Origin of the sequence: Ralstonia sp. ASV6 (genome assembly GCF_016429285.1) — a bacterium.
Classification (GTDB): domain Bacteria; phylum Pseudomonadota; class Gammaproteobacteria; order Burkholderiales; family Burkholderiaceae; genus Ralstonia; species Ralstonia flaminis.
Genome location: NZ_JAELUI010000160.1, coordinates 1 through 11,772 on the forward strand (window position 1 = coordinate 1; position 11,772 = coordinate 11,772).

An 11,772-nucleotide genomic window follows, 5' to 3' on the forward strand; every position below is an offset into this window, starting at 1 on the left:
CCCCCCCCCCCCCCCCCCCCCCCCCCCCCCCCCCCCCCCCCCCCCCCCCCCCCCCCCCCCCCCCCCCCCCCCCCCCCCCCCCCCCCCCCCCCCCCCCCCCCCCCCCCCCCCTTTTTCAAGCTCAAGACGGCATACGAGATCAGGCGCCATGTCTCGTGGGCTCGGAGATGTGTATAAGAGACAGGAAAGTAAGCAAAGAAAGGCGCGCCCAAGATGGCGACACCCTCCTTGAATTTGTGTAACCGGGCGGAGACGGGAAAAACTCGCTGCGCTCAAACAGTTTCCCGTCTCCGCCCGGTTACACAAATTCAAGGCGCCATCTAGGGCAGGAACGTCAACGGCCAAACCATTGATTTGCGTGCCCTGTCAGGCTCTTGTTTGTTGCTGTGTTGCTGTGTTGCTGTGTTGCTGTGTTGCTGTGTTGCTGTGTTGCCGTTTGCTTCGCTCTGCGTCTTGCCGCGTACTCGCCACTGCGTTGTTGCTGCGATGGTGTGGCCGTTGATGCCCTAGATGGCGCCTTGAATTTCTGTTGCAGGGAGGAAAAAGAGGGGAGGCTTGTCTGAGCGAAGCGAGTTTGCCTCCCTTCCCTCCCTGCGACATAAATTCAAGGAGTGTTTCGCCATCTTGGGCGCGCCTTTCTTTGCTTACTTTCTTTGGCAAGACAAAGAAAGTGAGTCAGCCCCGGCAGGGGATGAAACAAGGGATGGACCACAAACCAAAAAAAACCACCCCTAAGCAACAAACTCAAAACCCAACCGGCGTAGGCACACTCCCTTCCTTCCCGTAGTTCTTCCAAGCATCAGCCAACTGCGCATGCAGTTCCTCATTCGAACTTGCCGCCATGCCCAGATTGCGCAACATCCCATCCTTCACGCCATAGATCCAGCCGTGCACCGTCAGCGGCTGCCCACGATCCCACGCGTCCTGCACGATCGTCGTCAGGCACACGTTGTTGACCTGGTGGATCACGTTCAACTCACACAGGCGGTCATGCCGCGATTGGTCATTGACCACTGTGCCGAGGTACGTCTCATGCTGCTCAGCCACGTCACGCACGTGACGAATCCAGTTGTCCGCCAGCCCGAAACGCTGCTTGGTCAGCGCAGCCTTCACGCCCGAACAGCCATAGTGACCAACGACGGTGATGTGTCGAATCTTCAGCACTTCCACCGCAAACTGCAGTACCGACAGGCAGTTCAAATCCGAGTGCACCACCACGTTGGCAATGTTGCGGTGGACGAACACTTCGCCTGGCGGCAGGCCGATGATCTGGTTGGCGGGCACGCGCGAATCCGAGCAGCCGATCCACAGGTATTCCGGGTTCTGCTGGTTGGCCAGGCTCGAGAAGAATTCCGGGTCTTCGGCGCTGACGCGCTCGACCCACTTGCGGTTGTTCTCGAAGAGTTCTTTGATGCGGTGTGGCATGGTTTCCCGTCGTGTTGAGAGCGTCAGGCGGCGGCGCGTTGCAGCGCTGTTGTGACCTGTTCGGTAGGGTGTTCGGCTGCTGTCCCCTGCGCGCCGGCGCCGTATCGGTTGACGAAGCGTTCGCTTGCGTCATACGCGTAGAAATCGTGAATGTGCCCGGACAGCAGGCGGTCTTTGTAGGACTGCCACATGGCCGGATCGAAGAAGTCTGCGTGGTGCTTGAGGAAGGCCGCACGCACGCGTGGATCACCCAGCAGGAATGTGCCGTATGTCTCCGGAAAGATGTCGTGCGGGCCGACGCTGTACCAGACCTCGCCCGACATTTCTTCCTCTTCGGTGCGTGCTTGCGGCACCTTGCGGACGTTGCAGTCGGTCAGGTATTCGATCTCGTCGTAGTCGTAGAAGACCACGCGGCCGTGGCGCGTCACGCCAAAGTTCTTGTAGAGCATGTCGCCGGGGAAGATGTTCGCGGCGATCAATTCCTTGATGGCGTTGCCGTACTCGATGATGCCGTGCTCGACCTGCGCATCGGTGCCTTCGTGCAGCCAGATGTTCAGCGGCGTCATGCGGCGCTCGATGTAGACGTGGCGGATGACGATCTCTTCGCTGCCGTCTTCGGCGCGCTGGTACTCCACCATCGAAGGCGCGTGCTTCTCCAGTTCCTTGATCAGCTCTTCGTCAAAGCGCGACAGCGGGAAGGCCACGTCGGAATACTCCAGCGTGTCGGCCATACGGCCCACGCGGTCGTGGCGCTTCACGAGCTGGTACTTGCTCTTGATCAGCTCGCGCGTGGTTTCCTTCGGTGGTGGGAAGTAGTCCTTGATGACCTTGAAGACGTATGGATACGACGGCAGCGTAAACACCAGCATCACCAGGCCCTTGATGCCGGGTGCGATGATGAACTTGTCCGACGAGTGCTGCTGGTGGTGCAGGAAATCTCGATAGAACAGGTTCTTGCCCTGCTTCTGCAGGCCGAGCGAGGTGTAGATTTCGGCGCGCGGCTTGCGCGGCATCAGGTCACGCAAGAAGGTCACGTAGGCGGACGGAATTTCCATGTCCACCATGAAATACGAGTGCGTGAACGAGAACAGGATCATCAACTGTTCCGGGCGCAGCAGCACGGTGTCCAAGCGCAACTGGCCGTCGGCGTTGCGCATGATCGGCACGGCCAGCGGGTAGGACTTGTCACCGTTAATCACGCGCCCAATGATGTAGGCCGACGTGTTGCGGAAGAACAGCGACGACAGCACGTGCACCTGGAAATTCGGCGAGATACGGAAATCGCCGAACTGCTCTTCCACCGCGCGCACCAGATAGCCGACGTCACGGCCCAGGTCTTCAAATGGCGCGTTGAGCTGGAAGTTGTGCACGATGCGCTCGAAGCAGGTGCCCAGGCCGTCACGCGAGCCGGGGTAGTAGGCGCGGTAGGTCGGCTTGGTGGGCGACTCCTCGTTCTCGATGTATTCCGTCGAGATGGCCGGCCGCACGAAGATGAAATCGTTGTTGAAGTACGAGCGGTGCAGGATGCGCGTGCACACCGAGTTGAAGAAGGTCTCGGCCAGTTCCGGCTGGTGATGGTTGGTCAACAGGCCGATGTAGTGCAGCTTGATCTGGCGCCAGATTTCGTCGTCGATGTTCTCGGCGTCGTATTCGTCTTCCAGGATGACCGACGCTTCGCGCACGCGCTCGTCGTAGTAGGCGATGCGGTCGCGCTGCAATTGCTGCATGGCGGGCCAGTCCCCGTGCTCGAACGCCACCTTGGCCTGGATGCATACCTCGCGGAACAAGCGGTAGTGCTTGTCGAAGCCGTCAAGCATCGTGCGGGCGACGTCGAAGGCAATCTGCGAGGACAGGAGCTTGGGGAAATGGGACATAGGCGTGTGCGCGGGGAGGGGCGGGAAGCGGCAATCCTGGGAGACCTAGATTGTATGGCCTCTGCTGCCGTGTTCACGCCCTGAAACCGTTCCGCCTCCTTATCCGTTTGGCCGATGGCCCCGTGCCATCAGCCCACCGCCCGCGCCTGCCTTACATCGTTTCTGCGTACAGCTCGCGCCCGATCAGCATGCGGCGGATTTCCGACGTGCCGGCGCCGATCTCGTACAGCTTGGCGTCGCGCCACAGGCGGCCGACCGGGAATTCGTTGATGTAGCCGTTGCCGCCCAGGATCTGGATGGCTTCGCCGGCCATCCACGTGGCCTTCTCGGCGGTATAGAGGATCACGCCGGCGCAGTCCTTGCGCACTTGGCGCACGTGGTCGCGGCCCAGCGAGTCGAGGTTCTTGCCGACCGTGTACAGGTACGCGCGGCACGCCTGCAGCGTGGTGTACATGTCGGCCATCTTGCCCTGGATGAGCTGGAATTCACCAATGCTCTGGCCGAACTGCTTGCGGTCGTGGATGTACGGCGTGACCACGTCCATGCAGGCCTGCATGATGCCGACCGGGCCGCCGGAGAGCACCGCGCGCTCGTAATCCAGGCCGCTCATCAGCACCTTGGTGCCGCCGTTTTCCTGGCCGAGGATGTTCTCCACCGGCACTTCGACGTTCTCGAACACCAGTTCGCCCGTGTGCGAGCCGCGCATGCCGAGCTTGTCCAGCTTCTGCGCCACGGAGAAACCCTTCATGCCCTTCTCGACGATGAACGCTGTCATGCCGCGCGCGCCCAGCTCGGGCTCCGTCTTGGCGTAGACGACCAGCACGTCGCAGTCGGGGCCGTTGGTGATCCACATCTTGGTGCCGTTGAGCACGTAGCGGTCGCCCTTGAGCTCGGCGCGCAGCTTCATGCTGACGACGTCGGAGCCGGCATTCGGCTCGCTCATCGCCAGCGCGCCCACCCATTCGCCAGACACCAGCTTGGGCAGGTATTTCGCCTTCTGGGCTGGCGTGCCGTTGCGGTGGATCTGGTTGACGCACAGGTTGGAGTGCGCACCATACGACAGGCCAACCGAGGCCGACGCGCGGCTGATTTCTTCCATGGCGATCATGTGCGCCAGGTAGCCCATGTTGGCGCCGCCGTACTCCTCCGCCACGGTGATGCCGAGCACACCCAGTTCACCCATCTTGCGCCACGCGTCCATCGGGAACTGGTCGGTGCGGTCGATTTCTCCTGCACGCGGTGCCAGCTCGCCCTGCGCCCAGTCGCGCACGGCCGAACGCAGCATCTCGATGTCTTCGCCCAAGTCGAATTTCAGGCCGGGCAGCTCAATCATGGTGGGTCTCCTTGGGCGGCTTATGTGTCTGTGTGAAAGCGGCGGGGCCGCTGGTGTCTCTGGGTGAGGGTTCGGCGCTGTGAGGTGCGCGTAGCTTGTGGCAGGCGCACCAGTGCCGGATGGGTGTCGCGTATTGTATTGACGTTTACGTAAACGTCAATAAGCGTCAACTACGTAAGGGTGCGGATAAGGGTGCGGAATCAGGCGGTCTTGCGTCGCTTCGGTGGTTTGGTGGCGCCTGCCTGGGCATCGTCCAGCAGGCGGCGGCATTGGCGCTCGTGCTGGTCGATTTCGGCCAACTGGGCGTTCAGGTCATCGAGTTGCTGCGTGAGCACCGCGCGGTGCTGCGCCAGCGACGCCAGGAAGCGCTCCAACTGCGGCACCGTATCGCGCGGCGATTCGTACAGATCGAGGATCTCCTTGATCTCCCCCAGCGACAGCCCTAACCGCTTGCCGCGCAAGGTCAGCTTCAGTCGCGTGCGCTCGCCGGCGGAGTACACGCGGCGGCGTCCGCCCGGGCCCTGGCGATCCGGCGCCAGCAGGCCCTGGTCTTCGTAGAAGCGGATCGCGCGCGGCGTGATGTCGAATTCGCGTGCGAGATCGGTGATGGTGTAGCTGACGTCGTCATGCGTGCAGCTTTCGCCGGATTCGAGATCAGCGGCAAGTGCAACAGCGGCAGACGGGGTGGAAGCAGACATACGGCGGGTGATCCTGTGATGGCGGGTGCGCATCGGGCAGCCAATTTAAGTTTTCGCTTAAGATGGGAGACCGGCGGCGAATTGACGTTTACGTTAGCGTCAATGGCGTCAAACCGCAATGCATGAAGACTGCCCTCCGAAGGCGGCACTTGAGACCACACCCATGAACGCGCTCGAACACCAACTCGACTATCCCTTTGGCGACACGCTTCCCGAAGGCGGCACGCGGTTTGAAGTCGCCCCCGGCATCTACTGGCTGCGCATGCCGTTGCCGTTTGCGCTCGATCACATCAACCTCTGGCTGCTGCGCGATCACCAGGACGGGCAGGACGGCTGGACCATCGTTGACTGCGGCATCAACCACGAAGCCATTCGCGGGTACTGGGAAACCATTTTTGCGAACCACCTCGACGGCCTGCCGGTGCTGCGCGTGCTGGTGACGCATTGCCATCCCGATCACGTGGGCCTCTCCAACTGGCTGTGCGAGGGCGGCGACCAGAAGCGCTGGAACGTGCGCCTGTGGATGAGCCTGGGCGACTACGCCTTCGCGCGCATGCTGGTTGGCGGCACCGGTGCTTCGAACGCCGGCGGCGAATTCGCCGCGCGCCACTTCGAGCGCCACGGCCTGACGGACCCGGTCTCCATCGACGGCATCCGCAACCGCAAGGACTACTACAGCACGCTGGTGCCGGGTGTGCCGGGCCAGTACCGCCGCCTGATGGACGGCAACGTCGTCACCATCGGCCAGCACACCTGGCGCGTCATCACCGGCTTTGGCCATGCGCCCGAGCACGTCGCGCTCTACAGTGAAGATGCCAACGTGCTGATTTCCGGCGACATGGTGCTGCCGCGCATCTCCACCAACGTGAGCGTGTTCGATCTGGAACCCGAGGCCGATCCGCTGACGCTGTATTTGGATTCGCTCGGCAAGTACGAGCCGCTGCCGGCCGACGTGCTGATCCTGCCGTCGCACGGGCGGCCGTTTCGCGGGCTGCATACGCGCATCCGCCAACTGCGGGATCACCACGTCGACCGCCTGGCCGACACGCTGGCTGCGTGCAAAGCGGCGCCGCAGTCCGCGCGCGACATCGTCAACGTCATCTTCAAGCGCCAGTTTGACGTGCACCAGATGACGTTCGCGATGGGCGAGGCACTCGCCCACCTGCACGCGCTGTGGCATCGTGGCGAACTGGTGCGCGAGACCGGCGCAGATGGCATCGTCCGCTTTCATGCACTCGCTTGATCGGTTGATTTAAACCCGGAGCCCGCCATGGCTGACCAGCACGACGTTCTCGATGACAGCGCCGCCGTTCTGCCGTTTCCTGCCAACACGCCCACCGCGCCGTACTACGCGGTGATCTTCTCGTCCACACGTACCGACGGCGACCATGGGTATGGTGCAATGGCCGATCGCATGGTTGAACTGGCGCGCGATATGCCGGGCTTTCTGGGCATTGAATCCGTGCGCGACGAAGGGGCGGAGCAGCAGGGGCGACCGGGGATCACCGTGTCGTACTGGTCATCGCTGGAAGCGATACGTGAATGGAAGAACCAGGTCGAGCACCTGACCGCGCAGAAGATGGGGCGTGAGCAGTGGTATGCGACGTACCACCTGCGGATCGCCAAGGTGGAGTACGACTACAATTTCCTGCGCTAGTACTTGCTTCACCACCAACGAAAAACCCGCCAGCTGGCGGGTTTTGTTTTGGGCGATCGCTGCGCTACAGGCGCAATGTCTTTCCGAACTGTGCCAGATAGCGCAAGCCTTCAATGGCTTTGCTGCCGTACCACGACACCATCTCGCCATCGACCAGATAGACCGGTTTGCCGATCTGCTTTTCCAACGCATCGACATGCTCTTCGGTAAAGCTGTACGGCTCCGTGGACAGCAGCACGCAGTCGATGCTGCGTACCACCTCGTCGCTCCAGCGGAAGGTCGGGTAGCGCGTGTCGGGGCGGTTGGGGCGGGCGCAGTCACCGCTCTTCTCCGTCCCGCATTGCACGGGCGCCGGGTCGTCCGGCCACGTGTGGCAATTGACGAGCTTGAGCATGCGCGAGATGTATGTGTCGCGCGATACCGTCATCCACGGGTCCTGCCAGATGGCGTACAGCACGCGGTGCGGCAGGAAGTGGCGGCCGCGCAGGGCGTCCAATTCTTGCGTGAGCGCGTCGCACAGCGTTTGCGCCTGCGCCTCGCGGCGGAAGATGCCGCCCAGCAACTGGTACAGCGCTAGGTTGTCTTCCGGCGCACACGGGTGCGTAACGATGATGTTGGGGATGAACTCGCGCAACTTGTCGACGGTCGGGCGCGTGTTCTCGTCAATATTGACGATGACGTGCGTGGGCGCCAGCTCGCGCAGTTTGTCGAGCTTGACGGTCTTGGTGCCACCTACCTTCGGCACGCTGCGCACGGCCTCGCGCGGGTGGATGCAGAAGCCGGTGCGGGCGACAAGCTGATCGCCCAGGTCAAGCGAAAACAGCAGGTCGGTAATGGACGGCACCAGGCTGGCGATGCGCGGCGTGGTGTCGACGGGGGCGTGCGCGTTGCCGAGCGCGTCGGTAAACATCATCAGGAATTCTCAGGTTTGCCGGGCTTGCGAGGTTTGCGTGGGGCGCGCGCAAAGGCCAGGTCATACAGCCAGCGCGGCAGCACGTGCAGCAGCTTGGCCACGATACCCATCTGCCAGGGCAGCACGGTAAAGCGCACGCCGCGATGGATCGCCTCCACAGCTTTTTGTGCAAACACGTCCACCGGCATCAGGAAGGGCATCGGATACGGATTGTGTGCGGTCATCGGCGTGCGGATATAGCCGGGGGCGATGGTCACCACACGCAAGCCCGGCCGACCATTGGGGCCAAACTCCACGCGCAGGCTTTCCATCAGCTTGATCACCGCAGATTTGGACGCACTGTAAGCCGCCGCGCCCGGCAGCCCGCGCACGCCCGCCACGCTGGCAATGCCGACCAGCGTGCCGCCGGGCTGACCGGGTTTGGCGCGCGCCAGCATGGGTTCGACAAAAGGCTGGAAGGTGTTGAGCGTGCCCATCCAGTTGGTGTCCATCACACGGGCAAATGCGGCCAGATCGCCCGGTTCGCGCAGGTCGGTGCCTTCCGAAATGCCGGCGTTGGCGATCACCACGTCGGGCACGCCGGCCGCTGCGATGAAGGCTTCAGCGGCGGTGCGCATCGACTCGGCGCTGCACACATCGGCAGCATAGCAATGCACGCGGATGCCTGCGGCCAAGGTCTGCGCGAAGTCGTTGATCACGTCGACGCGCCGCGCAACCAGCCCCAGCGTGGCACCCTGGGCGGCGTACTGCCGCGCCAGCGCCTGGCCGATGCCGCTGGAAGCGCCGGTGATGAAGACGGTTTGACTCATGTCGGATGTCCTGTCGGAGAGGGGCGGGGAACGTCGGCACAAAAAACGCCCGCACGGAGGCGGGCGTCGGTGGTGGTGTCACGCCCGAGGCTAAGCCCCAGGCGTGGTCATCCATCACAGTTTGCGGTCGCGCACCTGCTGGACGAGGTAGTCGAGCGTCTGCGCGGCGCCCACGTTGCTGCCAGCATCTGCCGGCGACGTGGTGTACTTGCCTTGCACCACAATAGTCGGCACGCCTTCGATCTTGTACTGATCGGCCAGTTGTGCGGCGCGTTTGGTATTGGCGTTCACGCTGAACGAGTTGTAGGTGTCGCGGAACTGCTTTTCATCGACGCCATTGGCGGCCATGAACTTGGCAATGTCGTCCAGTTCCGACATCGAGCGGTAGTTCTTGTGCAGTTGGTCAAATACGCGGTCGTGCAGCGTGCGGCCGCTGGAATCCTTGGCGTCCAGCTTGCCCAGCGCTTCCAGCGTGTAGTAGATGCGGGTATGCGGTTCCAGCTTGGCGTTGAAGGCCACCGGCACGCGCTTGATCACTACGTCCTTGCCCTGCTTGGCCACCCAGGCCGTCCAGGTGTTCTCAAAGTCGTAGCAGTGCGGGCAGCCATACCAGAAGAACTCCGTCACTTCGATCTTGCCCGCGGGCACCGGCTGCGGCGATTGCAGCACTTTGTATTCCTTGCCGGCGGTGGGCGCGGCCTGGGCCGGCGCGGTCATCAGGAAACCGGCGCCGGTAGCGAGGGCGATCAGGAAAGCAGCGAGTTTTTTCATGGCGAATGTGCGACGAGTTGGGCGAATCAAGCAGGAAAGCCGGGGAAGCCGAATCTGTGCAGCCCAAGGCGGGTGCCAGCGTAACTGAATCTCAGGTTTCTGACAGATCACAGCCCGCCGGGTTCAAGCGGGCTGCGTGTTTTCATGTCACTGCTGGCGGGCAAAGCGGATGACCGACGATTCCACGCCCGAAGCCTGCAGGCGGCTGCGCACGGCGGTCATCTCGTCCAGCGAGTTGTACGGGCCCATGCGCACGCGGAACATGGTGGCGCCGTTCACTTCACGCTGCGTCACCTTGGCCTCGAAGCCCTGCATGGCGAGGTTGCCCTTCTGGCGCTCGGCATCGTCGGCCGATTTGTAAGCGCCCACTTGCAGGAAATAGCCCGTCTTGGCGGCATCCTGGCGAGCGATCTCGGCAATCGGGTCGGCGACCGGCTTCTCGTTGGCGGCCGTTGCAGGCGGGGTCGGCTGCTTGGGCGGGCGTGCGGCCGGCGTGCTGGCCGGTTGCGTGGTCGCGCCGGGTTCGGCCGGGCGGGTGGTGGTGCCCGGTTGCGGTGCGTTGGGTTCCGGCACCTGGTCCACCGGCTTGGCCGGCACGCGGCTCCACAGCGGGGCGTTCGGATCGGCAGCCGGGGCGCTGGCCTGCGGAGCCACCGGCGCGGGTGTCGGCAGCGGGTTGACTACGGTGCCCGGTTCGCTCGGCTTGGGCTGTGCGCCGTTGCGCGACACGAACGGCACCGGCGCCTTGGTGATGTACACCGCCACCACGACGGCGATCGCCAAACCGACGATCAGGCCAAGCACCAGCCCCAGAAACGTGCCGCCCCGTTGCGAGCGGGCACGGGAAGATTGCGTATTGCGTGCCATGTCCATCCTTCTAGAAGCGCCCGATTATAAGAGCGCCATATGTGGTCACTGCAGTCGTCACCGCAGGCTTTACATTTTTTGAGGCGCGGAGACGCCGATCACCGCCAGCCCGTTGCGTAGCACCTGGCGCGTGGCGGCCAGCAGTGCCAGGCGAGCGCGCTTGACGGTCTCGTCGTCGACCAGCACGCGATCGGCGTTGTAGAACGCGTGGAAGTCGCCTGCCAGGTCGCGCAGGTAGAAGGCCACGGCATGCGGGGCCAGCTCGCGTGCGGCATCGGCCAGCATGTCTGGGAAGGCTGCCAGACGCTGCACCAGAGCCGTTGCCTGTGGGCTGACGTCGGGGCCGGTCACGGCTGCCAGATCGGCGCTGGTGAGCGAGGCTGCATCGACGCCAGCGCGCTCGAACACCGAGCAGATGCGCGCATGGGCGTACTGCACGTAGTACACCGGGTTCTCGTCGTTCTGCTTCAGCGCGAGGTCCACGTCGAAGACGAACTCGGTATCGGCCTTGCGCGACAGCAGGAAGAAGCGCACCGCGTCACGGCCGCGCGTGAAGTGCGACGGCCAGTTCGGCTCGCCGGCTTCCACGCAGGCGCGGATGGTGTCGACGCCGGATTCGGCATCGCCGTTGGACCATTCGATCAGGTCGCGCACGGTCACGTACGAGCCCGCGCGCTTGGAGATCTTCACCTCGGCGCCGTCCTTCATCACTGTGACCATCTTGTGCAGGACGTAGTCGGGGTAGCCCTTGGGGATACCGATGTTCAGGCCCTGCAGGCCGGCGCGCACGCGGGCGATGGTGCCGTGGTGATCGCTGCCCTGCACGTTGATGACCTGCGTGAAGCCGCGCCCCCACTTGGTGGTGTGGTAGGCCACGTCGGGCACGAAGTAGGTGTAGGCGCCGTCGGACTTGCGCATGACGCGGTCCTTGTCGTCGCCGTCATCGGTCGTGCGCAGCCACAGCGCGCCTTCCTGTTCGTACGTCTTGCCAGCGGCGATGAGCGCGTCGACGGTCTGCTGCACCTTGCCCTCGGAGTAGAGGGACGATTCCAGGTAGTAGCGGTCGAACTTCACGCCAAAGGCCTGCAGGTCGATGTCCTGCTCGTTGCGCAGGTACGTGACGGCAAAGCGGCGGATGGCTTCGATGTTTTCCACGTCGCCCGCGCCCGTCACGGGCTCGCCATCGGAGGCGCGTACGGTCTTGCCGGCGAGGTAGTCGGCGGCGATGTCGGCGATGTAGTCGCCGTTGTAGGCGGCTTCCGGCCAGTTGGCGTCACCGGGCTTGAAGCCGCGCGCACGGGCCTGGACGGAGACGGCCAGGTTCTGGATCTGCACGCCGGCGTCGTTGTAGTAGAACTCGCGGTGGACCTTGTGGCCCTGCCAGTCGAGCAGGCTCGCCAGTGCATCGCCCAGCGCGGCCTGGCG

The 11,772-nt window shown here is 63.5% G+C and carries 11 protein-coding genes; 2 read left to right on the top strand and 9 right to left on the bottom strand.

Annotated features, from left to right (window positions below):
* Positions 1 to 744: 744 nt before the first annotated feature.
* The 4 genes from can to JHD73_RS23495 all read right to left on the bottom strand — a co-directional run bounded on the left by can (position 745) and on the right by JHD73_RS23495 (position 5,330).
* Positions 745 to 1,425 carry a carbonate dehydratase gene (gene can, locus JHD73_RS23480; protein WP_199032586.1) on the bottom strand — a complete coding sequence of 227 codons (681 nt, stop codon included), beginning with the start codon at positions 1,423 to 1,425 and terminating at the stop codon, positions 745 to 747.
* 23 nt (positions 1,426 to 1,448) lie between these two features.
* Positions 1,449 to 3,299 (bottom strand): bifunctional isocitrate dehydrogenase kinase/phosphatase, encoded by a 1,851-nt coding sequence (gene aceK / locus JHD73_RS23485; RefSeq protein WP_199032587.1) that lies wholly within the window; start codon positions 3,297 to 3,299, stop codon positions 1,449 to 1,451.
* A 151-nt stretch (positions 3,300 to 3,450) separates the two neighbouring features.
* A complete protein-coding gene (locus JHD73_RS23490) occupies positions 3,451 to 4,632 on the bottom strand; it encodes an isovaleryl-CoA dehydrogenase (RefSeq protein WP_199032588.1) in 1,182 nt (393 codons plus the stop codon).
* 200 nt (positions 4,633 to 4,832) lie between these two features.
* Positions 4,833 to 5,330 carry a MerR family DNA-binding transcriptional regulator gene (locus tag JHD73_RS23495; protein WP_199032589.1) on the bottom strand — a complete coding sequence of 166 codons (498 nt, stop codon included), beginning with the start codon at positions 5,328 to 5,330 and terminating at the stop codon, positions 4,833 to 4,835.
* Between the two features lie 163 nt (positions 5,331 to 5,493).
* Between JHD73_RS23495 and JHD73_RS23500 the strand changes: the two genes are divergently transcribed.
* Positions 5,494 to 6,573 (top strand): MBL fold metallo-hydrolase, encoded by a 1,080-nt coding sequence (locus JHD73_RS23500; RefSeq protein ID WP_199032590.1) that lies wholly within the window; start codon positions 5,494 to 5,496, stop codon positions 6,571 to 6,573.
* 27 nt (positions 6,574 to 6,600) lie between these two features.
* Positions 6,601 to 6,987 (top strand): antibiotic biosynthesis monooxygenase, encoded by a 387-nt coding sequence (locus JHD73_RS23505; protein ID WP_199032591.1) that lies wholly within the window; start codon positions 6,601 to 6,603, stop codon positions 6,985 to 6,987.
* Between the two features lie 64 nt (positions 6,988 to 7,051).
* Here JHD73_RS23505 and JHD73_RS23510 read toward each other — a convergent pair whose 3' ends face one another.
* The 5 genes from JHD73_RS23510 to argS all read right to left on the bottom strand — a co-directional run.
* Positions 7,052 to 7,900, bottom strand: a complete 849-nt coding sequence (locus JHD73_RS23510) for a helical backbone metal receptor (protein ID WP_199032592.1) — start codon at positions 7,898 to 7,900, stop codon at positions 7,052 to 7,054.
* The gene (locus JHD73_RS23515) at positions 7,900 to 8,709 is read right to left on the bottom strand and encodes an SDR family oxidoreductase (protein ID WP_199032593.1); all 810 of its coding nucleotides are present in this window, start codon (positions 8,707 to 8,709) and stop codon (positions 7,900 to 7,902) included. Before JHD73_RS23515 ends, JHD73_RS23510 begins: the two co-directional genes overlap by 1 nt.
* A 114-nt stretch (positions 8,710 to 8,823) precedes the next feature.
* On the bottom strand, positions 8,824 to 9,480 hold the full coding sequence (locus JHD73_RS23520; RefSeq protein ID WP_199032594.1) for a thiol:disulfide interchange protein DsbA/DsbL: 657 nt from the start codon (positions 9,478 to 9,480) through the stop codon (positions 8,824 to 8,826).
* Between the two features lie 147 nt (positions 9,481 to 9,627).
* On the bottom strand, positions 9,628 to 10,347 hold the full coding sequence (locus JHD73_RS23525; protein ID WP_199032595.1) for an SPOR domain-containing protein: 720 nt from the start codon (positions 10,345 to 10,347) through the stop codon (positions 9,628 to 9,630).
* Between the two features lie 69 nt (positions 10,348 to 10,416).
* On the bottom strand, positions 10,417 to 11,772 hold a 1,356-nt coding region (gene argS / locus JHD73_RS23530; protein WP_199032596.1), incomplete at its 5' end, for an arginine--tRNA ligase.

Coding starts and splice junctions, on each gene's coding strand:
- JHD73_RS23505 (WP_199032591.1), top strand. CDS start 6,601: ATGGCTGACCAGCACGACGTTCTCGATGACAGCGCCGCCGTTCTGCCG.
- aceK (WP_199032587.1), bottom strand. CDS start 3,299: ATGTCCCATTTCCCCAAGCTCCTGTCCTCGCAGATTGCCTTCGACGTC.
- JHD73_RS23510 (WP_199032592.1), bottom strand. CDS start 7,900: ATGATGTTTACCGACGCGCTCGGCAACGCGCACGCCCCCGTCGACACC.
- JHD73_RS23490 (WP_199032588.1), bottom strand. CDS start 4,632: ATGATTGAGCTGCCCGGCCTGAAATTCGACTTGGGCGAAGACATCGAG.
- JHD73_RS23515 (WP_199032593.1), bottom strand. CDS start 8,709: ATGAGTCAAACCGTCTTCATCACCGGCGCTTCCAGCGGCATCGGCCAG.
- JHD73_RS23520 (WP_199032594.1), bottom strand. CDS start 9,480: ATGAAAAAACTCGCTGCTTTCCTGATCGCCCTCGCTACCGGCGCCGGT.
- can (WP_199032586.1), bottom strand. CDS start 1,425: ATGCCACACCGCATCAAAGAACTCTTCGAGAACAACCGCAAGTGGGTC.
- JHD73_RS23525 (WP_199032595.1), bottom strand. CDS start 10,347: ATGGCACGCAATACGCAATCTTCCCGTGCCCGCTCGCAACGGGGCGGC.
- JHD73_RS23495 (WP_199032589.1), bottom strand. CDS start 5,330: ATGTCTGCTTCCACCCCGTCTGCCGCTGTTGCACTTGCCGCTGATCTC.
- JHD73_RS23500 (WP_199032590.1), top strand. CDS start 5,494: ATGAACGCGCTCGAACACCAACTCGACTATCCCTTTGGCGACACGCTT.